This window comes from Pseudomonas sp. PDM28, from assembly GCF_019219115.1.
Taxonomy (GTDB): Bacteria; Pseudomonadota; Gammaproteobacteria; order Pseudomonadales; family Pseudomonadaceae; genus Aquipseudomonas; species Aquipseudomonas laurylsulfatiphila.
The window spans coordinates 497,150-521,479 of the sequence record NZ_JAHUWG010000002.1 but is presented as its reverse complement, the minus strand read 5'-3'; the positions used below and the strand labels follow the sequence as shown (position 1 = coordinate 521,479).

The 24,330-nt window shown below is 61.5% G+C and carries 19 protein-coding genes; 14 read left to right on the top strand and 5 right to left on the bottom strand.

The window, feature by feature from the left end:
* The first annotated feature begins 26 nt into the window (after window positions 1-26).
* From KW841_RS05510 to KW841_RS05490, 5 genes are all read left to right on the top strand, one after another.
* On the top strand, window positions 27-287 hold the full coding sequence (locus KW841_RS05510; RefSeq protein WP_007979148.1) for a YeaC family protein: 261 nt from the start codon (window positions 27-29) through the stop codon (window positions 285-287).
* A complete protein-coding gene (locus tag KW841_RS05505) occupies window positions 284-1,114 on the top strand; it encodes a DUF2797 domain-containing protein (protein ID WP_218474268.1) in 831 nt (276 codons plus the stop codon). The genes KW841_RS05510 and KW841_RS05505 overlap by 4 nt, the downstream gene beginning before the upstream one ends.
* A gap of 10 nt (window positions 1,115-1,124) precedes the next feature.
* Window positions 1,125-3,782: an aminopeptidase N gene (gene pepN, locus KW841_RS05500; protein ID WP_218474266.1), complete on the top strand. Its 2,658-nt coding sequence runs from the start codon at window positions 1,125-1,127 to the stop codon at window positions 3,780-3,782.
* Between the two features lie 1,258 nt (window positions 3,783-5,040).
* Window positions 5,041-6,093 carry a YCF48-related protein gene (locus KW841_RS05495; protein ID WP_015095361.1) on the top strand — a complete coding sequence of 351 codons (1,053 nt, stop codon included), beginning with the start codon at window positions 5,041-5,043 and terminating at the stop codon, window positions 6,091-6,093.
* Between the two features lie 28 nt (window positions 6,094-6,121).
* A complete protein-coding gene (locus KW841_RS05490) occupies window positions 6,122-8,506 on the top strand; it encodes an RND family transporter (protein ID WP_218474264.1) in 2,385 nt (794 codons plus the stop codon).
* A 184-nt stretch (window positions 8,507-8,690) separates the two neighbouring features.
* On the opposite strand, the gene KW841_RS05485 is transcribed toward KW841_RS05490, so the two are convergent.
* Both KW841_RS05485 and KW841_RS05480 read right to left on the bottom strand, forming a co-directional pair.
* Window positions 8,691-9,410, bottom strand: a complete 720-nt coding sequence (locus tag KW841_RS05485) for a FadR/GntR family transcriptional regulator (protein WP_032829613.1) — start codon at window positions 9,408-9,410, stop codon at window positions 8,691-8,693.
* A 202-nt stretch (window positions 9,411-9,612) separates the two neighbouring features.
* Window positions 9,613-11,349 (bottom strand): IlvD/Edd family dehydratase, encoded by a 1,737-nt coding sequence (locus KW841_RS05480; protein WP_116579254.1) that lies wholly within the window; start codon window positions 11,347-11,349, stop codon window positions 9,613-9,615.
* 194 nt (window positions 11,350-11,543) lie between these two features.
* Between KW841_RS05480 and KW841_RS05475 the strand changes: the two genes are divergently transcribed.
* From KW841_RS05475 to KW841_RS05440, 9 genes are all read left to right on the top strand, one after another.
* Window positions 11,544-12,866, top strand: coding sequence for an MFS transporter (locus tag KW841_RS05475; protein WP_218474261.1), 1,323 nt, complete (start codon window positions 11,544-11,546; stop codon window positions 12,864-12,866).
* Window positions 12,867-13,027: 161 nt separating this feature from the next.
* Window positions 13,028-14,020 carry an AraD1 family protein gene (gene araD1, locus KW841_RS05470; protein WP_218474259.1) on the top strand — a complete coding sequence of 331 codons (993 nt, stop codon included), beginning with the start codon at window positions 13,028-13,030 and terminating at the stop codon, window positions 14,018-14,020.
* 10 nt (window positions 14,021-14,030) lie between these two features.
* Window positions 14,031-15,611: an aldehyde dehydrogenase (NADP(+)) gene (locus KW841_RS05465; RefSeq protein WP_218474257.1), complete on the top strand. Its 1,581-nt coding sequence runs from the start codon at window positions 14,031-14,033 to the stop codon at window positions 15,609-15,611.
* 176 nt (window positions 15,612-15,787) lie between these two features.
* Window positions 15,788-16,084: a DUF5629 family protein gene (locus tag KW841_RS05460; protein ID WP_218474255.1), complete on the top strand. Its 297-nt coding sequence runs from the start codon at window positions 15,788-15,790 to the stop codon at window positions 16,082-16,084.
* On the top strand, window positions 16,077-17,246 hold the full coding sequence (locus tag KW841_RS05455; protein ID WP_218474584.1) for a lactonase family protein: 1,170 nt from the start codon (window positions 16,077-16,079) through the stop codon (window positions 17,244-17,246). The genes KW841_RS05460 and KW841_RS05455 overlap by 8 nt, the downstream gene beginning before the upstream one ends.
* Window positions 17,247-17,402: 156 nt before the next feature.
* Window positions 17,403-17,582 carry a hypothetical protein gene (locus KW841_RS05450; protein ID WP_007979950.1) on the top strand — a complete coding sequence of 60 codons (180 nt, stop codon included), beginning with the start codon at window positions 17,403-17,405 and terminating at the stop codon, window positions 17,580-17,582.
* Window positions 17,583-17,797: 215 nt separating this feature from the next.
* Complete coding sequence (locus KW841_RS29585; protein WP_256357711.1) at window positions 17,798-17,923, top strand: hypothetical protein; 126 nt, start codon at window positions 17,798-17,800, stop codon at window positions 17,921-17,923.
* Between the two features lie 115 nt (window positions 17,924-18,038).
* Complete coding sequence (locus tag KW841_RS05445) at window positions 18,039-18,251, top strand: hypothetical protein (RefSeq protein ID WP_007979947.1); 213 nt, start codon at window positions 18,039-18,041, stop codon at window positions 18,249-18,251.
* A complete protein-coding gene (locus KW841_RS05440; RefSeq protein WP_218474253.1) occupies window positions 18,248-18,505 on the top strand; it encodes a hypothetical protein in 258 nt (85 codons plus the stop codon). Before KW841_RS05445 ends, KW841_RS05440 begins: the two co-directional genes overlap by 4 nt.
* A gap of 163 nt (window positions 18,506-18,668) precedes the next feature.
* Here the strand turns inward: KW841_RS05440 and KW841_RS05435 are convergent, their stop codons facing one another.
* Genes KW841_RS05435 through KW841_RS05425 form a run of 3 tightly spaced genes read right to left on the bottom strand, consistent with a single transcriptional unit; the run spans window position 18,669 to window position 24,144 of the window.
* Window positions 18,669-19,265 carry a glutathione S-transferase gene (locus KW841_RS05435; RefSeq protein WP_218474251.1) on the bottom strand — a complete coding sequence of 199 codons (597 nt, stop codon included), beginning with the start codon at window positions 19,263-19,265 and terminating at the stop codon, window positions 18,669-18,671.
* Window positions 19,262-22,903, bottom strand: a complete 3,642-nt coding sequence (locus KW841_RS05430; RefSeq protein ID WP_218474249.1) for an AAA family ATPase — start codon at window positions 22,901-22,903, stop codon at window positions 19,262-19,264. The genes KW841_RS05435 and KW841_RS05430 overlap by 4 nt, the downstream gene beginning before the upstream one ends.
* A complete protein-coding gene (locus KW841_RS05425) occupies window positions 22,900-24,144 on the bottom strand; it encodes an exonuclease SbcCD subunit D C-terminal domain-containing protein (RefSeq protein ID WP_218474247.1) in 1,245 nt (414 codons plus the stop codon). The genes KW841_RS05430 and KW841_RS05425 overlap by 4 nt, the downstream gene beginning before the upstream one ends.
* Window positions 24,145-24,330: the final 186 nt, after the last annotated feature.

Here is a 24,330-nt window from a genome sequence, read left to right as displayed (position 1 = left end):
ACATGCAATAAAGAGACGGAGACCCAATGTCCTCTTTTAACGAAATGATCCAGAACATCACCCCCGATATCTACGAGAGCCTGAAACTGGCCGTGGAAATCGGCAAATGGTCCGACGGTGGCAAACTCACCGCCGAACAACGCGAACTGTCGCTGCAGGCGATGATCGCCTGGGAAATCCAGAACCTGCCCGAGGACCAGCGTACCGGCTACATGGGGCCGCAGGAATGCGCCTCGAAGTCGATCGAAGTGCCGAATATCCTGTTCAAGTCGGATGCCATCCATTGATCGAGATTGGCCGCGGTGCAATCAGCAAAATGTCGGCACGCCTTGACGGGCCGAACGTGCAATACGCTTTCCGTCTGGGCGAAACCGAGATCCCGGTCAATCCGTTGATCGGGACCACGGTGCGCCTGGAATACCTGGGGGCGATCCACTGCACCCATTGCGGGCGCAAGACCAAGACCAGCTTCAGCCAGGGTTACTGCTACCCGTGCATGACCAAGCTGGCCCAGTGCGACGTGTGCATCATGAGCCCGGAGCGCTGCCACTTCGACGCCGGCACCTGTCGTGAGCCGGAGTGGGGCGAGAAGTTCTGCATGACCGATCACGTGGTGTACCTGGCCAACTCGTCGGGGATCAAAGTCGGGATTACCCGCGCCACCCAGTTGCCGACCCGCTGGCTCGACCAGGGCGCGAGCCAGGCCTTGCCGATCGTGCGCGTATCGACCCGGCAACAGTCGGGTTTCGTCGAGGATCTGTTTCGCAGCCAGGTGGCGGACAAGACCAACTGGCGTGCTTTACTCAAGGGCGACGCGGCGGCGGTGAACCTGGCCGAGGTTCGCGATCAACTGTTCGACAGCTGCGCCGAAGGCTTGCAAGGGTTGCAGGAACGATTCGGCTTGCAGGCGATCCAGACGGTTACCGGCGTCGAACCGCTGGAAATCCGCTACCCGGTCGAGCAATACCCGACGAAGATTGTCAGCTTCAACCTGGACAAGAACCCGATTGCCGAAGGCACGCTGATGGGGGTCAAGGGCCAATACCTGATCTTCGACACCGGCGTGATCAACATTCGTAAATACACGGCTTACCAGCTCGCCGTGCATCAGTAAGGACTCCAGCATGCGCACCGAACAACCGAAGATGATCTACCTCAAGGACTATCAGGCGCCCGAGTACCTGATCGACGAAACACACCTGACCTTCGAGTTGTACGAGGACCACAGCCTGGTCCATGCGCAACTGGTGATGCGCCGCAACCCCGAGCGAGGCCCGGGGCTGCCGCCGCTGGTGCTGGACGGCCAGCAACTGGAACTGCTGTCGGTCACCCTGGCCGACCAGGAGCTTTCTGCTGCGCAGTATCAACTGACCGAGAATCACCTGACCCTGCAGCCGACCAGCGCTACCTTCACGGTCGATACCAGCGTCAGGATCCACCCGGAAACCAACACCGCGCTGGAAGGCCTGTACAAGTCCGGCACGATGTTCTGCACCCAGTGCGAGGCCGAAGGCTTCCGCAAGATTACCTATTATCTCGACCGCCCGGACGTGATGAGCACCTTCACCACCACGGTGGTCGCCGAGCAGCACAGCTATCCGGTGCTGCTGTCCAACGGCAACCCGATCGCTTCCGGCCCTGGCGAAGATGGCCGGCACTGGGCGACCTGGGAAGACCCGTTCAAGAAACCGGCGTACCTGTTTGCGCTGGTGGCCGGTGATCTGTGGTGCGTCGAAGACAGCTTCACCACCCTGAGCGAGCGCAATGTGGCGCTGCGCATCTACGTCGAGCCGGAAAACATCGACAAGTGCCAGCACGCCATGAACAGCCTGAAGAAGTCCATGCGCTGGGATGAAGAGGTCTACGGTCGCGAGTACGACCTGGACATCTTCATGATCGTCGCCGTCAACGACTTCAACATGGGCGCCATGGAGAACAAGGGCCTCAACATCTTCAACTCCAGCGCCGTGCTGGCCAAGGCCGAAACCGCCACCGACGCCGCGCACCAGCGGGTCGAGGCGATCGTCGCCCACGAATACTTCCACAACTGGTCGGGCAACCGCGTGACCTGCCGCGACTGGTTCCAGCTATCGCTCAAGGAAGGCTTCACCGTGTTCCGCGATGCCGGTTTCTCCTCGGACATGAACTCGGCCACGGTCAAGCGCATCCAGGATGTGGCTTACCTGCGCACCCACCAGTTCGCCGAAGACGCCGGCCCCATGGCCCACGCCGTGCGCCCGGACAGCTTCATCGAGATTTCCAACTTCTACACCCTGACCGTGTACGAAAAGGGCTCGGAAGTGGTCGGCATGATCCACACCCTGCTCGGCGCCGAAGGCTTCCGCAAAGGCAGCGACCTGTACTTCGAACGCCATGACGGCCAGGCCGTGACCTGCGATGACTTCATCAAGGCCATGGAAGATGCCAATGGTGTCGACCTGACCCAGTTCAAGCGCTGGTACAGCCAGGCCGGTACACCGCGTCTGGCGGTGAGCGAGTCCTTTGATGCCGCGGCGAAAACCTACAGCCTGACCTTCCGCCAGAGCTGTCCGGAAACCCCGGACAAGGTTGAAAAACTGCCGTTCGTGATTCCGGTCGAGCTGGGGCTGCTCGATAGCAAGGGTGGCGAGATTGCCCTGCGTCTTGCCGGTGAGGCGTCGGCCCAAGGCACTTCCCGAGTGATCTCGGTGACCGAAGCCGAGCAGACCTTTACCTTCGTCGACATCGCCGAACAGCCGCTGCCTTCGCTGCTGCGTGGTTTCTCGGCGCCGGTGAAACTGAGCTTCCCGTACAACCGCGACCAGTTGATGTTCCTGATGCAGCACGACAGCGACGGTTTCAACCGCTGGGATGCCGGCCAGCAACTGTCGGTGCAGGTGCTGCAGGAATTGATCGCCCAGCAGCAGAAGGGCGAAGCGCTGGTGCTCGATCAGCGTCTGGTGTCGGCGCTGCGCACGGTGCTCTCGGACGCGTCGCTGGATCAGGCCATGGTCGCCGAAATGCTCTCGCTGCCAAGCGAAGCGTACCTGACCGAAATCAGCGAAGTGGCGGATGTCGAGGCGATTCACAGCGCCCGCGAGTTTGCCCGCAAGCAACTGGCTGACGCGTTGTTCGATGGTTTGTGGCTGCGTTATCAGGCCAACCGCGAGCTTTCCAGGCAAACTCCGTATGTGGCTGAGGCGGAACATTTTGCCCGCCGTGCCTTGCAGAACATCGCGCTGTCGTACCTGATGCTCAGCGGCAAGCCGGAGGTTCTGGCGGCGACGCTGGAGCAGTTCGACGCCTGCGACAACATGACCGAGCGCCTGACGGCACTCGCCGTGTTGGTCAATTCGCCGTTCGAAGCCGAGAAGGCCAAGGCGCTGGCCAGTTTCGCCGAGCACTTCAAGGACAACCCGCTGGTCATGGACCAGTGGTTCAGTGTCCAGGCCGGCAGCGTGTTGCCGGGCGGACTGGCAAGGGTGAAGGCGTTGATGCAGCACCCGGCGTTCAACATCAAGAACCCGAACAAGGTGCGGGCGTTGGTCGGTGCGTTTGCCGGGCAGAACCTGATCAACTTCCATGCGGCGGATGGTTCCGGGTATCGCTTCCTGGCGGATCTGGTGATCGAGCTGAACGGGTTCAATCCGCAGATTGCTTCTCGGCAGTTGGCGCCTTTGACGCGCTGGCGCAAGTATGACGGTGCTCGGCAGGCTTTGATGAAGGGGGAGCTGGAGCGGATTCGGGCTTCGGGGCAGTTGTCCAGTGATGTGTTTGAGGTGGTCAGCAAGAGTTTGGCTTGAGTCTGCTGTTGACCTTGGCGGCCTTCGGGCCGACCAGGTTCTTGGGTGATTGAGTACATATCCGTTTTTTGGGTAACGGCGGCTGGCGGTTTCGCCCTTACGGCGACTCCCTTTTTTACAAGCGCCTAAAAAAGGAAGCAAAAAACGCTCGCCCCTTACGTACGGCACCTCGCTGAGGCTCGGGGTACCTTCGCTCCGGTATTCATCCGGGGGCATTGCCCTCCGGTCGGCTTCGCTTCGACCTACATGCAATGAGTTCGACTGCGTCGAACGGCGCTGCGCGCCCATCCCCGGATGAACACCTGCGCTCAGCCTGCCGAGGGGGCGGGTGGATCAAGATCAAGAGCTGCAGGCGAGCTAACGCTCGGCCTGATGAGTGGTGAAAAGCGGGGTGTACGCCGCTCTGCCTTTGCTCTTCTGTGGGCGCGGCGGTGCGGCGATCCGACTTGCTCGCGAAGGCGGCCTGCCAGCCGACCTGAATCTGGCGGATGTACTTTGACCCTGTGGGAGCTGGCTTGCCTGCGATGGCGGTCTGTCAGCCAGCATCAATGTCAGATGTGCCGGCCTCTTCGCGGGCAAGCCCGCTCCCACAGGTTTGGTGTCGTTCGAATAATTGGTGTTCGCCGTAAATACTGTGGGAGCGGGCTTGCACGCGATAGCGGCCTGCCAGTCGACCAGGAACATCACAGACGAACGCACCCAGCAACCAGGCCGGCCGGTAGGCCGCCTCGGACGCTGTTGCGGTGTACGCCCCCTCGTGAGGCCGAGCGCAGGTTCTGCGCAGTGGGCAACCCGGCATGGATGCCGGGTTAGCCGCCCCCGGCCATGGATGGCCGATGGCGGCGGGCCCACGGAGCAGGACCGGAGCGAGGGCATGCCGAGCCACGGCGAGGCACCGAATGTCAGGGGCAAGAGCGTTTGGTTACTTTGCGCTTTTCAAAGTGACCCGCCGTAAGGGCGGAACCCTAAGCGGCCGTTACCGAAGAAATGGATATGTACACCGAACACCGAACACAACCACCAATCACCCCACCGAATACCCAACCATTCAGACCAGGCCCCCATCCCCCTCGGTTAACAAAACATAACGTGGCGTCGATTGTCAGACATTAAAAAACACCGATAGGATAGGCCAGCTTCCGAAGGGGCTCTGGATTGCGGGTTTCAGGACTATGCTCTGAAACAGCCGGTCCAGACACGCATCCTTGCGGCGCCCAGAAAGGTTGAACGACCTAACAATAATAATGGGAGAAGGTCTATGAGTGAGCCTGTCATGGGTGTGGGTATCTGCCGCCCGCCGGCACTGCGCAAATTAGCGTTGCTGGCTACAGCGCTCTCGCTGTTGGGCTCTGCCATGCTGTCGGCACCTGTGCTGGCCGCGGCGGCGCCAGCATCCGATGTTGTTTATTCCATTGAATCGGCCAAGGCTGCCAAAAGCCTGATGCTCGATGTCGTCCACGCCGGCAAGCGCCTGGTGGCGGTCGGGGATCGTGGGCACATCCTGTATTCCGATGACCAGGGCGCGACCTGGACCCAGGCCAAGGTGCCGACCCGGGCCCTGCTGACGTCGGTGTTTTTTGTCGATGACAAGCACGGCTGGGCCGTCGGCCATGACGCGCAGATCCTCGCCAGCGAGGACGGCGGCGCGACCTGGACCAAGCAATTCGAAGATCTGAATCGTGAATCGCCGCTGCTCGATGTCTGGTTCAAGGACGTCGACAGCGGCTTTGCCGTGGGCGCTTATGGCTCGCTGATGGAAACCACCGACGGTGGCAAGCATTGGGAGGACGCCAGCGACCGCCTGGACAACGAAGACCAGTACCACCTGAACGCGATCGCCGCGGTCAAGGATGCCGGGCTGTTCATCGTCGGCGAGCAGGGCAGCATGTTCCGCTCCGCTGATTGGGGCCAGACCTGGGAGAAACTCGAAGGTCCGTACGAAGGTTCGCTGTTTGGCGTGATCGGCACGGCGCAGGCCAATACGCTGCTGGCCTACGGCCTGCGCGGCAACCTTTACCGCTCCACGGATTTCGGCAGCACCTGGGAGCAAGTCGAGCTCAAGGCTGAGCGCGGCGACCTGGAGTTCGGGCTGTCCGGCGGCACGCTGCTCGACGACGGTTCGATCGTGATCGTCGGCAACGGCGGTTCGGTGATTCGCAGCAGTGACAATGGCGAAACCTTCAAGGTGGTCAACCGTGCGGACCGTATTTCGGTCTCGGCAGTGACGGCGGCAGGCAATGGCAATCTGGTTCTGGCCGGGCAGGGCGGCGTTCGCGTCACCTCGCCAAACGGCACCGAGTCGGGCAAATGAGCCGGGTTAATAATAAGAAGGCGGAGCTATGACTTCCTTGAGTACGCATCACCAGGACAAGGCGACGTTCCTCGAGCGCCTGATCTTCAACAACCGTCCGGCAGTGATCACGATCTGCCTGCTGGTCAGTATTTTCCTGTTCTGGCAGGCGACGCTGATCCGTCCGTCCACCAGCTTCGAAAAGATGATCCCGCTGGAGCATCCCTTCATCCAGAAGATGATGGAGCACCGCAACGATCTGGCGAACCTGGGCAACACCGTGCGGATCTCGGTGGAAGCCACCGATGGCGACATCTTCTCCAAGGAGTACATGGAGACCCTGCGTCAGATCAACGACGAAGTGTTCTACATCTCCGGTGTCGACCGTTCCGGTCTGAAGTCGCTGTGGAGCCCCAGTATTCGCTGGACCGAAGTGACGGAAGAGGGCTTCGCCGGCGGGGAAGTGATCCCGCAGAGCTACAACGGCTCCCAGGCCAGTCTCGATCTGTTGCGCAACAACGTGCTCAAGTCCGGTCAGGTCGGGCGCCTGGTGTCCAACGATTTCAAGTCGAGCATCGTCGACATTCCGTTGCTGGAGTCCTACCCGGACCCGCAGGACCAGGGCAAGCTGCTGGCGCTGGACTATCGCAAGTTCTCCCACGAGCTTGAAGACAAGATCCGCACCAAGTTCGAAGCGCAGAACCCGAATGTGAAGATCCACATCGTCGGTTTCGCCAAGAAGGTCGGTGACCTGATCGATGGCCTGGTGATGGTCGTGATGTTCTTCGGCATCGCCTTCGTCATCACCCTGATCCTCCTGCTGTGGTTCACCAACTGCCTGCGCAGTACCGTCGCCGTGTTGAGCACGACGCTGGTGGCCGTGATCTGGCAGCTGGGCCTGATGCACTTCTTCGGCTTCGGGCTCGACCCCTATTCGATGCTGGTGCCGTTCCTGATCTTCGCCATCGGTATTTCCCACGGCGTGCAGAAGATCAACGGGATCGCCCTGCAATCGAGTGAAGCGGAAAACGCCCTGACGGCGGCGCGTCGCACCTTCCGTCAATTGTTCCTGCCGGGGATGATCGCGATCCTCGCCGATGCCGTGGGTTTCATCACGCTGCTGATCATCGATATCGGCGTGATCCGCGAGCTGGCCATCGGCGCATCCATCGGTGTGGCGGTGATCGTGTTCACCAACCTGATCCTGCTGCCGGTGGCGATTTCCTATGTCGGCATCAGCAAGCGTGCCGTGGCCCGCAGCAAGAAAGACGCCACCCGCGAGCATCCGTTCTGGCGCCTGCTGGCGAATTTCGCCAGCGCCAAAGTCGCACCGGTTTCCATTCTGCTGGCGCTGATCGCCTTCGGCGGCGGCCTGTGGTACAGCCAGAACCTGAAAATCGGCGACCTCGACCAGGGTGCCCCGGAGCTGCGTCCGGACTCGCGCTACAACAAGGACAACAACTTCATCATCAACAACTATTCCACCAGTTCCGACGTGCTGGTGGTGATGGTCAAGACCAAGTCCGAAGGCTGCTCGCGCTATGAAGCCATGGCGCCGATCGACGAGCTGATGTGGAAGATGCAGAACACCGAGGGCGTGCAGTCGGCGATCTCCCTGGTGACCGTGTCCAAGCAAATGATCAAGGGCATGAACGAAGGCAACCTGAAATGGGAAACCCTGTCGCGTAACCCTGATGTGCTGAACAACTCCATTGCCCGCGCCGACGGCCTGTACAACAACAGCTGCTCCCTGGCGCCGGTGCTGGTGTTCCTCAACGATCACAAGGCCGAGACCCTGGATCGTGCGGTGCATGCGGTGCAGGAGTTCGCCAAGGAAAACAACAAGGAAGGCCTGGAGTTCATCCTCGCTGCCGGTAACGCCGGGATCGAGGCGGCCACCAACGAGGTGATCAAGAAGTCCGAGCTGACCATCCTGATCCTGGTGTACATCTGTGTGGCGGTCATGTGCATGATCACCTTCCGCTCCTGGGCGGCGACCTTGTGCATCGTGCTGCCGCTGGTGCTGACCTCGGTACTCGGCAACGCCCTGATGGCCTTCATGGGCATCGGCGTGAAAGTGGCGACCCTGCCGGTCGTGGCGCTCGGGGTGGGGATTGGCGTGGACTACGGCATCTACATCTACAGCCGCCTGGAAAGCTTCCTGCGTGCCGGCCTGCCGCTGCAAGAGGCGTACTACCAGACGCTGAAGTCCACCGGCAAGGCCGTGCTGTTCACCGGTCTGTGCCTGGCGATCGGCGTGTGCACCTGGATCTTCTCGGCCATCAAGTTCCAGGCCGACATGGGCCTGATGCTGACCTTCATGCTGCTGTGGAACATGTTCGGTGCGCTGTGGCTGTTGCCGGCACTGGCGCGTTTCCTGATCAAGCCGGAGAAACTGGCGGGGCAGAAGGGTAATTCGTTGTTTGCTCACTGATCCATGTTGCAAATGAAAAAGCCGCAACCTCAGGGTTGCGGCTTTTTTTTATCTCAAATTCGCACCAGTCCCTGTAGGAGCGAGCTTGCTCGCGATGGTCGTCAACGAAAACGCTGGTTGGCAGGTGCCCCGCGGTGCTCTGCGGTTTATCGCGAGCAAGCTCGCTCCTACAAGGGGACGGTGATCAGGCAGGATCGCTACCCAGCACCACATTCAACGCACTACGCGCATCATCCAGCTGCACCAGCGTTGCATGCCGTGCGCCCAGAGCATCACGGTTTTCAATGGCGGTCAGGATTGCCTTGTGCCGCGGCAGCGCCAGTTCATGCAGGTTCGGTCGCTGGTTCGAATGCTTCAAGGCTTCGGCTATCGCCACCGAGAGCATGTTGCACAGGTTGGCCAGCAAGTCGTTGTGCGTGGCGTCGGCGATGCGACTGTGGAAGTCCAGGTCCGGCTGCAACAGCGCCTCCGGTGTCGGCGCGGCTTCCATGCGCTGGTAGGCCTCACCGATGGACGCGATGTCCGCTTCGGTGGCGAATTGTGCGGCGAGGGCGGCAGCGGCCGGTTCGATGATGCTGCGCACACTGGTCAGAAGGTCGAAAAACTGGTTTTGCGGACTGCTTTGCATCAGCCAGTGCAGCACGTCCGGATCGAGCATGTGCCAGTCCTTGCGCGGCTTGACCACAGTCCCGACGCGCGGGCGGGAATACACCAGGCCCTTGGCAACCAATACTCGGGTGGCTTCGCGCAGCACCGGTCGGCTGACCGCATATTCTTCACACAACAGCGCTTCGGCGGGCAGTTTGTCGTCCGGCAGGAAACGTCCCGAGACGATCTGCATGCCCAGTTCCTGGACGATGCGCGAGTGCATGCTTTTGCGGTCGGAGGGTTTGCGGTAATCCATGGGGAGCGGCGCGATCCTGTGCGAATAGGTGTCGCGCATGATAGCAGGCGCGGTGAATGAAGGTCGTTAGCACTGGATACTGAACGGTAAATAGAACCCATGTGGGAGCGGGCTTGCCCGCGATGAGGCCATCACATCCAACATCGGCGGCGACTGATCCACCGCTATCGCGGGCAAGCCCGCTCCCACAGGTTTTGCGTGATCAGTGGGAGTGACGCGGCACTTCAGCCCCACGGCAACCAACCAGGAAGTCGAAGTCGCAACCCTGGTCCGCTTGCAGCACATGGTCGATGTACAGCTGACGATACCCACCGACGATCAGGTTCTGCGGCGGTTGCAGGTCGGCCATGCGCGCGGCCAGTTCGGCGTCTGGAATATCCAGGTGTAAACGGCCGCTGGCGCAATCGAGTTCGATCCAGTCGCCTTCTTTCACTGCGGCCAGCGGTCCACCGGCAGCAGCTTCGGGGGCGACGTGGAGGACAACAGTGCCGTACGCGGTGCCGCTCATGCGCGCATCGGAAATGCGCACCATGTCGGTCACACCCTGGGCCAGCAGCTTGGCTGGCAAACCCATGTTGCCCACTTCGGCCATGCCCGGATAACCCTTCGGCCCGCAGTTCTTCATCACCAGGATCGAGTTGGCATCCACGTCCAGTTCCGGGTCGTTGATCCGCGCCTTGTACATGTCGAAGTTCTCGAACACCACCGCACGTCCGCGATGCTGCATCAGTGCCGGCGTGGCGGCGGACGGCTTGAGCACGGCGCCCAGCGGTGCCAGGTTGCCGCGCAAGACACAGATGCCGCCATCGGAGCGGATCGGGTTGTCGAGGGTGCGGATCACTTCGTCCTCGCCATAAATCGGCGCGTCTTGGGTGTTCTCGCCGATGGATTTACCGTTGACGGTCAGGGCATTCGGGTTCGGGATCAGGTTGGCTTCGCCGAGGCGACGCAGCACCGCCGGCAAGCCACCGGCGTAATAGAACTCTTCCATCAGGAAGCGTCCCGACGGTTGCAGGTCGACGATGGTCGGCATGCCGCGACCGATGCGGGTCCAGTCGTCGAGGTCCAGTTCCACGCCAATGCGCCCGGCGATGGCTTTGAGGTGAATCACCGCGTTGGTCGAGCCGCCAATGGCGGCGTTGACGCGAATGGCGTTTTCGAAGGCTTCCCTGGTGAGGATTTTCGACAGTTTCAGGTCTTCGCGCACCATCTCCACGGCACGCATGCCGGACATGTGCGCCAACACATAACGGCGCGCATCCACGGCCGGGATCGCGGCGTTGTGGGGCAGGGAAGTGCCCAGTGCTTCGGCCATGCAGGCCATGGTCGAGGCCGTGCCCATGGTGTTGCAGGTGCCGGCCGAGCGGGACATGCCGCCCTCGGCTGCGAGGAAGTCGTCGATACTGATGGTGCCGGCCTTGACCTGTTCGCTGAGTTGCCAGACCACGGTGCCGGAGCCGATGTCCTTGCCCTTGTGCTTGCCGTTGAGCATCGGCCCGCCGGTGACGACGATGGCCGGCACGTCGCAACTGGCGGCGCCCATCAGCAGTGCCGGGGTGGTTTTGTCGCAACCGGTCAGCAGCACCACGCCATCGATCGGGTTGCCGCGAATGGCTTCTTCGACATCCATGCTTGCCAGGTTACGGGTGAGCATGGCGGTAGGACGCAGGTTGGATTCGCCGTTGGAGAACACCGGGAACTCCACCGGGAAGCCGCCGGCCTCGATCACGCCGCGTTTGACATGCTCGGCAATCTGGCGGAAATGCGCGTTGCACGGAGTCAGTTCCGACCAGGTATTGCAGATGCCGATGATCGGCTTGCCATGGAACTGGTGGTCGGCGATGCCCTGATTCTTCATCCAGCTGCGGTACATGAAGCCGTTCTTGTCGGCCGTGCCAAACCATTGGGCGGAGCGCAGGGTGGGTTTCTTATCAGACATGATCGGTTCTCTTATTGTATGACTATATTGTTCGAGCTGAGGCGTAACATAAGCTCAAATTGCGACATTTGGAAGTGTTGTTGAGTAAATAGTATTACTATATAGTCCGCTCAAACGGAGGGATGGCCCTGGCGAATTTTTCGCGAGAGGCGTCCCCCGAGGTTCCATAACAACAACAATCGGAGACCGATCTCATGAGCCAGGAACTGCGGCTTATCCGTCGCATCACGCTGAAACTGATTCCCTTCCTGATCCTGCTGTACCTGATCGCCTACGTGGACCGCTCCGCAGTGGGCTTCGCCAAACTGCACATGGGCGCCGACATCGGTCTGGGCGATGCGGCCTACGGACTTGGCGCCGGGCTGTTCTTCATCGGCTACTTCCTGCTGGAAATCCCCAGCAACCTGATGCTCGACCGCTTTGGCGCGAGGCGCTGGTTCGCGCGGATCATGCTCACCTGGGGCGCCATCACCATCGGCATGGCCTTCGTCCAGGGGCCGAACAGCTTCTATGTGATGCGCTTTTTGCTTGGCGCCGCCGAGGCCGGATTCTTCCCGGGCGTCCTGTACTACATCACCCAATGGTTCCCGGTGCGTCATCGCGGCAAGATCCTCGGGCTGTTCATCCTCTCGCAACCCATTGCGATGATGATCACAGGCCCCGTGTCCGGCGGCCTGTTGGGTATGGATGGCGTGCTCGGGCTGCACGGCTGGCAGTGGCTGTTCATTGTCATTGGCACCCCGGCGATCCTGCTGACCTGGCCTGTGCTGCGCTGGTTGCCGGACGGCCCGCAGCAAGTGAAGTGGATGGACCAGGCGGAAAAAGACTGGCTGAGCGGCGAGCTGAAAAAGGACCTGGACGCGTACGGCCAAACCCGACACGGCAATCCGCTGCACGCCCTCAAGGACAAGCGCGTTCTGCTGCTGGCGCTGTTCTACCTGCCGGTGACCCTGAGCATCTATGGCCTCGGCTTGTGGTTGCCGACCCTGATCAAACAGTTCGGCGGCAGCGACCTGGTGACGGGTTTCGTTTCCGCGGTGCCGTACATCTTCGGCATCGTCGGCCTGCTGATCATCCCGCGCAGTTCCGACCGCCTGAATGACCGCTACGGCCACCTCGCCGTGCTGTACGTGCTGGGCGCGATCGGTCTGTTTCTCAGCGCCTGGCTGTCGGTGCCGGTGCTGCAACTGGCGGCGTTGTGTCTGGTGGCGTTCGCGTTGTTCTCCTGCACGGCGGTGTTCTGGACGTTGCCGGGCCGCTTCTTTGCCGGCGCCAGTGCGGCGGCGGGGATCGCCTTGATCAACTCGGTGGGCAACCTCGGCGGCTACCTCGGTCCGTTCGTGATCGGCGCACTCAAGGAATACACCGGCAACCTGGCTTCGGGCCTGTATTTCCTGTCGGGCGTGATGGTGTTCGGGCTGGTGTTGACCGGTGTGGTGTATCGCTTGCTGGAGCGCAAGCACGTGTTGCCGGCCGATGAGTTTGCGGCGAGTGCGCGTGGGGCCACCCGTACCTGACAGGAAACAATCATTCACCACGGACTCTGTGGGAGCGGGCTTGCCCGCGATAGCAATCTGTCTGGCACATCAATGTTGAATGTGCCGCCGTCATCGCGGGCAAGCCCGCTCCCACAGGGGGGGCGTGTTTGCCCGGGTTCTGGGTTAACAGGAGAAAATTCATGCGTTTGGTTCAATTCGAATTGAGTAACGGCGAACGCCGCGTCGGCGTGGTCGACAACGGCCTGGTCCGTGAAGTGCAAGACGCGCGCGCTGTTCGCGACCTGGCACTGGCGGCGATCGAGGCAGGTGCGAGCCTTGAGCAACAAGTGCAGAGCCTGGGGCTGGGCATCAGCCATGACTATGCCGAACTGCTGAAGCAACAGCGCATCCTGCCGCCGCTGGATCATGCGGACCCGGCGCACATGTTGGTCAGCGGTACGGGCCTGACCCATCTGGGCAGCGCGTCGGCCCGGGACAAGATGCACCAGCAAAGCGGCGACGAAACCGCGATGACCGACACCATGCGCATATTCAAATGGGGCGTGGAGGGCGGCAAGCCGGCGGCGGACCTAGCCGGTGTGCAACCGGAATGGTTCTACAAAGGCGATGGCAGCATCGTCGTCAGGCCGGGCCAGCCGTTTCCATTGCCGCCATTTGCCGAAGATGCCGGTGAAGAACCGGAGATCGCCGGCCTGTACGTGATCGGTCACGACGGCAAGCCGTATCGCCTGGGTTTTGCCGTGGGCAACGAGTTCTCCGACCACGTCATGGAGCGCAAGAACTACCTGTACCTGGCCCATTCGAAATTGCGTAGCTGCAGTTATGGCCCGGAACTGCGGGTCGGTGAATTGCCACAGCATCTGGCGGGTACCAGCCGCATCCTGCGCAACGGCGAAGTGCTGTGGCAGAACGAGTTCCTCAGTGGCGAGGCGAACATGTGCCACAGCCTTGCCAACCTGGAATTCCATCATTTCAAGTACAGCCAGTTCCTGCGCCCGGGGGATGTGCACATTCACTTCTTCGGCACCGCGACCCTGTCCTTTGCCGACGGTATTCGCACCCGACCGGGTGACGTGTTCGAGATCACCCAGGCCGAGTTCGGCGCACCATTGATCAACGGCATCGCCCCGGTCCCGGCGGCTTTCGAGCCCGGCACCGTCGGCACACTTTGAGGACTTTCCCATGACCCGGATTCTTGGTCACAACTACATCGGCGGCCAACGCAGCGCCGCCGGCAGCATCAAGTTGCAGAGTGTCGATGCGAGCACCGGTGAGGCCTTGCCCCACGATTTTTTTCAGGCGACACCGCAGGAGGTCGATGCGGCGGCCCACGCTGCAGCGCTCGCCTATCCGGCCTATCGCAGCCTGAGCGCGGAGCGACGGGCGCAGTTTCTCGATACCATCGCCGATGAACTGGACGCCCTCGGTGACGACTTTGTCGCTGTCGTCTGCCGGGAAACGGCGTTGCCCGCAGGCCGGATTCAAGGCGAGCGTGGGCGTACCAGCGGGCAGATGCGCCTGTTCGCCAAAGTGCTGCGTCGCGGTGATTTCTACGGCGCGCGAATCGACCGGGCATTGCCGGAGCGTCAGCCGTTGCCGCGTCCGGACCTGCGTCAGTACCGCATCGGTCTGGGACCTGTGGCGGTGTTTGGTGCCAGCAACTTTCCGCTGGCGTTCTCCACCGCCGGCGGCGATACCGCCTCGGCGCTGGCCGCCGGGTGCCCGGTGGTGTTCAAGGCCCATAGCGGCCACATGGCCACGGCCGAGCAGGTGGCGGATGCGATCATTCGCGCTGCGGAAAAAACGGGTATGCCGGCCGGTGTGTTCAACATGATCTACGGCGGCGGTGTCGGCGAAGCGCTGGTCAAGCATCCGGCCATCCGGGCCGTGGGGTTCACCGGTTCGCTCAAGGGTGGTCGAGCCCTGTGCGACATGGCCGCGGCACGTGCGCAACCGATTCCGGTGTTCGCCGAGATGTCGAGCATCAACCCGGTGATTGTCTTGCCCCAGGCATTGCAGGTGCGGGCCGACACTGTTGCCCGGGACCTCACGGCCTCGGTGGTGCAGGGCTGCGGGCAGTTCTGCACTAATCCGGGTCTGGTGATCGGCATTCGCTCGGCGTCGTTCAGCGCCTTTGTGCAGCAAGTGGCCGGGTTGATGGGCGACCAGCCGGCGCAAACCATGCTCAATGCCGGTACCCTGGGCAGCTACGGTCAAGGCTTGCAAAAACTGCTGGCCCATCCGGGAATTGAACACCTGGCCGGCGATCTGCAGCAGGGCAATCAGGCCCAGCCGCAGCTGTTCAAGGCCGATGCGCGCCTGCTGATCGATGGCGATGAAGTCCTGCAAGAGGAAGTGTTCGGGCCGACCACCGTGGTGGTCGAGGTCGCGGATCAGGCGCAACTGACGGCGGCCCTGAACGGCCTGCACGGCCAATTGACCGCCACCGTCATTGGTGAGCCGCAAGACCTCGAGCAGTTCGCCGGGCTGACGGGATTGCTGGAGCAGAAGGTCGGGCGAATCCTGCTCAATGGCTATCCGACTGGCGTGGAAGTCTGCGACTCGATGGTCCACGGCGGACCTTACCCGGCAACCTCCGATGCGCGCGGTACATCGGTGGGCACACTGGCCATCGATCGTTTCCTGCGCCCGGTGTGTTTCCAGAACTACCCGGACAGCTTGCTACCGGACGCGCTGAAGAACGGCAATCCGCTGCGCATCCAGCGACTGGTGGATGGCCAACCATCGCGCGACGCCCTCTAACGGCTGACCACAATCCCTGTGGGAGCGGGCTTGCCCGCGATAGCGGAGGGTCAGGCAACATCGTTGTCGACTGATTGACCGCCATCGCGGGCAAGCCCGCTCCCACAGGTTTGTGTGAAACTTTGGTCGGGTGCTTGAGCTATCATTGCGTCTTTCTCATTCAAAGACTGATTGCCATGACTGCCCCAACCGACACCCTGCTCAATGCCCTCGAACACTGTGGAATGGTGGAAATCGACGGGCTGCATGCCTTCGAATTCGCCCTCGACGAGTTCGACAACCTGCACATTGAATGCATGGATGGCCGTGTGGCCAAACACTGGGAGTTCACCCCGGCGCAGGTTCAGTCCGCGACCTTCGACACCACGCTGCAAAGCTGGTTGATCACCGGTGACTCGGGCGAACACCGTTTGGTGTGCCTGGGCGATATCGTCAGCGGTGACAACGAAGATGATGACCAGGATGATGCGTAACCTCTGGCCGCTGTTGATGGCCGGCAGCATCGGCGCGATGGGCGTCCAGGCCGCATCCGCCGAGGACGATCAACTGCTGGTGGGCTCCTACACCGCCGGTCAAAGCCAGGGGATCTATCGCCTGGCTTTCGACAGCACCACCGGGCAGATCAACGCCACGCCCTTGCAAGTGGTCAAGAGCGAAAATCCATCGTGGTTGACCCTCTCGAAAGACCAGCGCCACCTGTTCGTGGTCAACGAAAATGGCCCGGGCCAGGCTGATCCGGTCGGGCGCGTCAGCAGTTACGCGATTGATCCCAAGACCCATGCGCTAAACCTGATCAGCCAGGTGCAAAGCCTGGGCAACGAGCCGACCCATTCCAGTCTCAGCGTCGATGGCAGCCATTTGTTTGTCAGCAATTACTCGGTGGCCGAAGACCCCGGCGGCGCCCTCGCGGTGGTGCCGGTGGCGGCCGATGGCAAGCTAAAACCGGTGGTGCAGATGAGCAGCCACCCGGCGAGCCGGGTCAATCCCGAGCGCCAGGCCTCGGCCCACGTGCACTCGACCGTCTCGTCGCCGGACGGTAAATACGTGTTCGCCAACGACCTGGGTGCCGACAAGGTGTTTGCCTACCGTTTCGACCCCAAGGCCAATCCGCAGCTGCCATTGACCCCGGCCAACCCGGCATTCGTGCAACTGCCGCCCGGTAGCGGGCCGCGTCATTTGCTGTTCAGCGCCGATGGCAAACATGCCTGGCTGACCATGGAAATGAGCGCCCAGGTGGCGGTGTTCGATTACCACGACGGCACGCTCGAGCAGACGCAGATGGTCGACCTGGCTGCCGGGCAACCCGTCTCGGACAAGGCGGCCGCAGCGCTGCATGCCTCGGCCGATGGCAAGTTCCTCTACGCCAGCAACCGTGGTACGGCCAATCAACTGCTGGTGTTTGCCATTGATCCGCTAACCGGACGCCTAACCGAGCTGCAACGCCGGGCGGTAGAAGGCGATCATCCGCGGGAGTTCAGCCTCGACCCGAGCGGCAAATTCCTGTTGATCGCCAACCAGAAGAGCAACCAGATTGTCGTCGTCGAACGCGACGCCAAGAGCGGTCTGTTGGGTAAAACCGTGCAAAAACTGCCGATGGACGCCCCGAGCGACCTGAAGTTTCTGCTGCGTCAATAAGCCGCAGGCCCCGGTTGATGGGGCCTGCCTGCTTTTATCAATGTCGCTGATATCTGGTACTGCTACAAAGCATTTCAAGGCATGAACCCTCGAGGGTTAAGTTTGCTTCACGGCCCCACCGGGCAAGCAAGCCAACTGAATCCGAGGAATACCGCCATGAACTTCAACATCTTCTCTGTCATCGCCGCTTCCGCCATTTCTGCCACCGTTGCGCTGCCAGCCAGTGCCAACGTTGAAATCAGCGACAAAAAAGCCCACACCCAGAGCTACACCCAGAAATACCTGCAACAGAGCGCCAACTTCTACGCCGCGCTGGATCACAAGACCCAAGCCTGAACTTCCTCTCTGCCTTTATGCAGGAGCGAAGTCACTGATGATCGAAGAGCCTGATGCTGAAAGCAGGTGTCGAAAACGATCAGAGTGATGTCGCTCCTGCATAACGCATTTGCGACAGCATCAGTTTGCTATCAATGTCGCGCTTGATATCACATGGCCATACGTTTAAATTGACGCTGATTTTTTGACTCCTCCTCACGGCAAGGATCGGCAGCATGGTGACGCGTCTGGCATTGGTTCTTCTGTTTCTCTATTCCACCCCTATTTTATCGGCATCCGACGCTGTTCCCGGTGAGCCGGATGCGGCGCGCGAGCGCTTGATGAGTTTTATTGAAGACTGAAATAGTCTGGCTTGATGATCAACGAAGCTGATGATCACTATGGATAACCCTGAGTGGTGACCCAGGCTTTTTTGATCGATTCTGTGGGCATTGAAACATGCCTGCGGAGAACATCATGGCCAGCGCAATTCTCACTTCTGCCAAACACGGCGCTTATGTAGCGATCGGCCTGTACCTTGCCATGGTGCTGTTGGTCAGCCTGTCAGCCCAGTCACAATCCAGCTTCGAAGCACCGATCCAGGTCGCTCATCCCGGCATCCAGTTTGACCACCGTGCGCAAAACGCCAGCGTTGATCAGGCTGAACTCGCAGGAGTCGCCGGCGCATGAAAGGGCACAGACTTTGGGTCATCGCCTTCCTGGCGTTCATGACCAACGGAGCCTCCCTGCTGGGGATCGGACAGGGCTCGGCGGGCTCGGTGGCGCGCACCATCGAAGCCAATCACAACATTGCCCGGAACATCGAAAATGCCAACGCGCAGGGCATGCTGGCCGGCAATCCGCCGATCAGGAGCGAAGGGGTGGTTTTCGGCCCGTTCCAGGTGGATTGCTCGGCGATCGGGATGTGTGAGGTGTTGGCTTGAACTCTGCTGGTCACTGAATCCTTTGTGGCGAGGGAGCTTGTCTGTGGCGAGGGGGCTTGCCCCCGTTCGGTCGCGAAGCGGCCGTAAATCCGGATGACCAGAAAAAGCTTGGGGCTGCTTCGCAGCCCAACGGGGGCAAGCCCCCTCGCCACAGGAGCTGCGTTTACTTTTTCATCACACCGGTAAACAACTCCGACTCCAGAAACCGCTGCAACCAGTCCTGCAACCGCCGATACGGCGTCTGCGCAAACCATTCACGGTCGACGTGGGCGAACTGCCGCACGAAGGGCATCAGCGCTACGTCGGCCAGGCTTGCATGGTCGGCCAGCAAATAGTCGCGTCCCTCCAGCAACTCATCCAGCCTTTGCAAAAACACCTCGCCCTCCGCGCGATACGCCTCCATCGGCTGCTCGGGATAACGCTCGGCGTACTTGTAGCGGTTCAAGTGCACCTTGAACACCTGATCGTTCTGTTCGATCAGGCTGGCGATTTGCGCCGCTGCGTCAGGATCATCCTTGAGCAACCAGTCTTGCGGATCGTTCTGTGCCAGGGCCCAGCGCATGATGTCGAGGCTTTCGTCGATCACCCGGCCGTCGGCGCTCAGCACCGGCACCGTGCCTTTGCCCGACAGCGCGAGCATCTCGGCGGGTTTGGCCTTCAGGCTGACTTCGACGATGTCCACGGCCACTGCCGAATAACGCAGGGCCATGCGTGCGCGCATGGCGTACGGGCAGCGGCGGAAGGAATACAGCGTGTTCATTTCACCTCCAGGGTGCTCAGGCCGTTGCCCTGGCGGCGGACCTGAATCTGCACCGGAATCCGTTCATGCATTTCCTGTACGTGGGAAATCACCGCGACCTTGCGGCCTTGGGCCTGCAAGCCGTCGAGGGCGTCCATGGCCAGTTGCAGGGACTCCGGATCGAGGCTGCCGAAGCCTTCGTCGATGAACAGCGACTCGATTTTCAGCGTGCTCGATGCCATCGACGCCAGGCCGAGGGCCAGTGCCAGCGATACCAGGAAGGTCTCGCCACCGGACAGCGAATGCACTGAACGCAGTTCGTCACCCATTTCGGTGTCCATCACCAGCAACCCGAGCATGCTGCCGCCGCGCTTGAGGCGATAACGGCGCACCAGTTGGCGCAATTGCACGTTGGCGTGATGCACCAGCAGGTCGAGGTTGTAGGCCTGGGCGATCTTGCGGAAGGTGTCGCCGGTGGCGGAACCGATCAACGCATTCAGGCGTGCCCAGCGTTGATACTCGTTGTAGGCGTCGGCAATCTGTTGGGCCAGGGCCTGATTGGCGTTCTGCCGGCGCTGGTCCTCGACCTGCTCGGCGCGCAGTTCGGCGCAGTGCTGCTCGCTGACGGCGAACTGATGTTGCAGGTCGGTGAGGGCGGTGGCGAGTTGCTCGGCATCGAGATGGCCGTTGTGCTGGGCTTGATGATCGAGCAAGCGCTGATCACGCTCTTGCAGCAGCACCTTGGCCTGTTCGATGGCTTTTTCGTTGTGTTGCAAGCGTTGGCGCAGTTCGCTGACTTGCGTGTCGTCGACCCGCAGCAAGTCTTCGAGGCCATCGTCATCCAGCTCAGGATGTCGGGCGCGCCAGTCGGCGATTTTGTCGGTGAGATCGCGATCTTCGTTTTCCAGCGCTTGCAAACGCTCCTGCTGCGCCTTGAGTTCGGCGGCGATCTGCACCTGTTGCGTACGTACCTGCTGCAGCTCCTGCGCCGTTGTTGCCTGGGTACTGCGTGCTTGCTCTACAGCGTTTTCCAGCCCTTTCTGCCACTGCTCGGCGCTGCTGTGCTCGCCCAGCAGTTGTGTAAGTTGGTGCTGGCAAGCCGTTTGCTGTTCGGCCAGTGCACTGAACTGCTGCTCGGCGATTTGCAGTTGTTGTACGCGGGTTTGCTGGCGATCCTGTTCTTTCTCTAGCGTTTGTTGACGCTGTTGCTGCTCGGCAAGTTCTTCTTTCTGCTGATCGAGCTGTGTGAGGCGTTCGGCGATCTGCCGATCCAGCTGCATGAACGTTGCAGCAGGCTCCACCCGTAGCGCTTCGAGGGTTTCGCCCGGCAGCAGACTGCCGAACGCGGTGAGCTCCTCGTCGAGCCGCTGACGGTCGCTGCTCAGTTCGCGCTGCTGGTTGCTCAGGTGCTGGGCCGCTTGCTGATGCGCGGTTTCGGCGTGGCGCAATTGCTGGGTCAGGCGCGCGGCGTCCTGCTGCAGGGTGAGCAGGGCGCGCTGACGTTGTTCGTCCTGAGCGATGCTCTGGTTCAACTGATCGTTCTGTCGGGTCAGCCAGGCGTCGCGCTTTTCGGCGTCCTGATCCAGAAGTTGTGCGGCCAGTGGGTGAGCGTCGAGACTCGGTGCCAAGGCTTGTTGTTGGGCGCCCAGTTGTTCCTGTTGTTGCAGCAGCTCCTTTTGCTGGGCGATGACGCCCACCACCTCGGCGCGCAATTCGGTGAGCTTTTCCTTGAGCTGGTCGACCGCTTGCTGCGCGCGGGCCTGTTCGTTTTCATCGTGGCGACCGAGGCTTTGCAGCAGCGCTTCGGGCTGATGGTAAGGATGCTCGTGACTGCCGCAGACCGGGCACGGCTGGTCGTCCTGCAACTGCGTGCGCAACTCTTCGACACTCGCGCTGCGGGCCAGACGTTGGCGTTCCAGCAGTTCCCGGGTGACGTTGAAGGTTTGTTCGGCGACCGTCAGTTCGGCTTTGGTTTTCACCCCGTCCTGAGTCAGGCGCTCACGTTCCTGTTGCGCGGCAAGCTGACGTTGTTGCAGTTCGGCGTCGCGCTTGTCCAGTTCCTGCTGGCTGGCCCACAGCCGCGTCAGGTCTTCGATGGCGCGCAGCTGTTTACGGTTGTCCTGCAACAGGTTGCCGAGGATGCCGATCTGCTCGGCCACGGCGTCCGGCTCCGCGCCGGCCTCCTTGAACAACACTTCAAGTTGCTGCTTTTGCAAGGCGAGCTCTTCGCCGCAGCGGGTGGCGGTTTGTTCGAGGGTCGCCAGCTCGGCCTGGCCTTTGTTCAAGCGGTTGCCGATCAACATCAACTGTTGCAGGCGATCCCGATAGGCATTCCACGCGTCGCTCAGCGGTGCCAGATGGCCGCTTTGCTCAAGCTCGGTGGCGATACGCTGCAAACGTTCGGCAACCTGGTTCTGCTTTTCCAGCAAGGCTTGGATGGCGCTTTGGCCCTGGATGCAGGCTTGTTCTGCGGTGTGCTTCGCGTCGGCGCTGAGGGCAGTGTCTTTGGCCAGGCGGGCGAGGGTGCTTTGTTCCTCGAAGGCCTGACGCAGTAGCGGCGCACTGTCGGTTTGTCGTTGCAGGGCTTCGCTGAGGGCGATTTGTGTGGCAGAGAGGTTCTGCTCCAGCAACGTCTGGCGTTCAGTCAGCTCGTGCTGCTGCCGGGTATGAGTAGCAACCTGTGCGGCCAGTGGCGTCAGCAGTGCATCGAGTTCGGTTTTGCGGGCGAACTGGTGCCGTTGCGGGCCGAGTTGTTCCAGCCGTGTCAGCTTCAAGCGTTCGTCGGCCAATCCTTCCCACTGCTGTTGGGCACTGTGAAGTTGCTCGGTCGCGGCGAGTTGAGTGTCCTGCAACTGACGCAGCTCCTTGAGCCAGGTGTGCTGCTGCTCAAGCTGTTTGAGTTGTGCCTGCTGCAACTTCAGTTGTTGCTGCGCGGCATTGAAGCGCTCATCCAGTTCCGCACGGGCCTGCGGCGCCAGCGGCGTCACTCCGCTGGCCTGATCCTGCAGCAGCTTGTGAACCTCGCGAGCCTCCTTGGTCTTGTCGAAGGCGCGACGACCGAGGCGGGTGTAAAGCGCCGTGTCGGTGAGTTTCTCCAGCAGTTCGCTGCGGTCGTTGTCGTCGGCCTTGAGGAAGGCGCTGAACTCGCTTTGCGCCAGCAGCACGGCGCGGGTGAACTGTTCGAAGTTCAGCCCCAGCGCGGCTTCGAGCTGAGCCTTGTATTCGCCTTTCTGGCTGGCCAGCAACTGGTCCTGATCGATGTCACGCAAACTCTGGCGGCTGGCCTGCAGTTTGCCGGCGGCCTTGTCCCGAGCGCGATTGGCTTCCCAGCGGGCGCGGTAACGGCGGCCGTCGACTCCGACGAAATCCACTTCCGCATAGCCTTCACCGGTGCCGCGACGCAGCAGGGTGCGTGGGTCGCCGGTGCCGATTTCGCCGTCGGCGTCCGGTACTTTGGCGTCGCGGCCGGTGTTGTTCAGGCGTGGTACGGCGCCAAACAGCGCCAGGCACAAAGCATCGAGCAACGTACTTTTACCGGCGCCGGTGGGGCCGGTGATGGCGAACAACCCGGCACTGGCCAAGGGTTCGGCGGTGAAGTCGATTTCAAACGGCCCGGCCAGGGAGGCGAGGTTTTTCAGGCGGATCGCGAGAATCTTCATGGCTGTTCGCTCTCCATCTGCACGTCCTGCAACAGCTCGGCAAAGTCCTTGAGGGTCTGCTCGTCGACCTCGCTGCCGTAGTTGTCCTGCCAGGCGCGGCTGAACAGCTCCTGGGGCGTGAGCTGGTCCAGTTCGATCAGCGTGCTGCCCTCATCGGCACCGTCACGGCCGCCGTTGCCAGCGTACTCGGCGGCAATGCGCACCAGGCGCACGGCCTTGCCTTGCAGGGCGGTTTCCACTTGATTGCGCAGGTCGGGCTGCGGTTCATCGAGGCGCACCCGCACCTCCAGCCAGGGTTGGCGCTGGATGTCGGCCAACAGGTCGATGTCCGGCAGGTCCGCCAGCTGCAGCAGGATCTCGCTCAAGGGCGCCGGGCCGATGCGTTGCAGGTTGACCGCGCGGGGAATCAGTTTCGGCTCGACGCTGACCAGGGTTTCGCCGTCGAGCTTGATGTCGAGAATCTGGTGCTGATAGCTGATCTCGGAGAACGACAGCGGAATCGGCGAGCCGCTGTAGCGGATGCGCTCCTCGCCGTTGACCTTCTGCGGTTTGTGCAGGTGGCCCAGGGCAACGTAGCTGATGCTCGGCCCGAACAGACTGGCGGGCAGGGCTTCGGCGTTGCCGATGATCAGGCTGCGCTCGGAGTCTTCCGACACCGAACCGCCCGCCATGTGCGCGTGGCTGATGGCGATCAGTGCCTGGCCTGGCGTGCGCCTGGCGTTGGCCGCTTCGATCAGCCACTCGTGCACCTGACCGATCCCGCGCAGGTAGTTGTCGCCCAAATGCGCGCCGGTGACTTCCGCCGGGCGCAGGAACGGCAAAGCCAGGCACCAGGCGGCGATCGCACCACTGGAGTCAGGCAACGGCAACAACAGGCGCTCGGCATCCAGCTGCCCGTCGTCCAGCCACAGCACACGGCCGAGCGCATGGGTGCGCAAGCGGCGCATCAATGGCGCGGGCAGTTCGATTCGCGAGCCGGAATCGTGGTTGCCGGCAATCATCACGATGGTCAGCGACGGCTGCTGCTCGTGGGCGCTGACGATGAAGTCGTAGAGACGCTCCTGGGCTTTGACGGGCGGGTTGACCGTGTCGAAGATGTCGCCGGCGATCAACAGCACATCCGGCTGATCCAGTTTCAGCTGGCGCAACAGCCACTCAAGAAAACAGCCATGTTCGAAATCGCGATCCTGGCCGTGCAGGTTTTGCCCCAGGTGCCAGTCGGAGGTGTGAAACAAGCGCAAGGCGGACTCCGGTACAAAAATAGGTGATGGCCGCGTGAAAAATGAAGGCGGCGAAAGGGGGGAGAGTTTACTGGTAAAAATGCCCGGTCGCGCGATGGAATGCTCTGTGGCGAGGGGGCTTGCCCCCGTTCGGTCGCGAAGCGGCCGTAAATCCGGGCAGCTCGGTGTGCCGGAAAAACTTGGGGC

Bases quoted from the DNA above. Each gene is read 5' to 3' on its own strand.
- KW841_RS05510 (WP_007979148.1), top strand. From the start codon at position 27: ATGTCCTCTTTTAACGAAATGATCCAGAACATCACCCCCGATATCTAC.
- pepN (WP_218474266.1), top strand. From the start codon at position 1,125: ATGCGCACCGAACAACCGAAGATGATCTACCTCAAGGACTATCAGGCG.
- KW841_RS05495 (WP_015095361.1), top strand. From the start codon at position 5,041: ATGAGTGAGCCTGTCATGGGTGTGGGTATCTGCCGCCCGCCGGCACTG.
- KW841_RS05490 (WP_218474264.1), top strand. From the start codon at position 6,122: ATGACTTCCTTGAGTACGCATCACCAGGACAAGGCGACGTTCCTCGAG.
- KW841_RS05485 (WP_032829613.1), bottom strand. From the start codon at position 9,410: ATGGATTACCGCAAACCCTCCGACCGCAAAAGCATGCACTCGCGCATC.
- KW841_RS05480 (WP_116579254.1), bottom strand. From the start codon at position 11,349: ATGTCTGATAAGAAACCCACCCTGCGCTCCGCCCAATGGTTTGGCACG.
- KW841_RS05475 (WP_218474261.1), top strand. From the start codon at position 11,544: ATGAGCCAGGAACTGCGGCTTATCCGTCGCATCACGCTGAAACTGATT.
- araD1 (WP_218474259.1), top strand. From the start codon at position 13,028: ATGCGTTTGGTTCAATTCGAATTGAGTAACGGCGAACGCCGCGTCGGC.
- KW841_RS05465 (WP_218474257.1), top strand. From the start codon at position 14,031: ATGACCCGGATTCTTGGTCACAACTACATCGGCGGCCAACGCAGCGCC.
- KW841_RS05460 (WP_218474255.1), top strand. From the start codon at position 15,788: ATGACTGCCCCAACCGACACCCTGCTCAATGCCCTCGAACACTGTGGA.
- KW841_RS05455 (WP_218474584.1), top strand. From the start codon at position 16,077: ATGCGTAACCTCTGGCCGCTGTTGATGGCCGGCAGCATCGGCGCGATG.
- KW841_RS05450 (WP_007979950.1), top strand. From the start codon at position 17,403: ATGAACTTCAACATCTTCTCTGTCATCGCCGCTTCCGCCATTTCTGCC.
- KW841_RS29585 (WP_256357711.1), top strand. From the start codon at position 17,798: ATGGTGACGCGTCTGGCATTGGTTCTTCTGTTTCTCTATTCCACCCCT.
- KW841_RS05445 (WP_007979947.1), top strand. From the start codon at position 18,039: ATGGCCAGCGCAATTCTCACTTCTGCCAAACACGGCGCTTATGTAGCG.
- KW841_RS05440 (WP_218474253.1), top strand. From the start codon at position 18,248: ATGAAAGGGCACAGACTTTGGGTCATCGCCTTCCTGGCGTTCATGACC.
- KW841_RS05435 (WP_218474251.1), bottom strand. From the start codon at position 19,265: ATGAACACGCTGTATTCCTTCCGCCGCTGCCCGTACGCCATGCGCGCA.
- KW841_RS05430 (WP_218474249.1), bottom strand. From the start codon at position 22,903: ATGAAGATTCTCGCGATCCGCCTGAAAAACCTCGCCTCCCTGGCCGGG.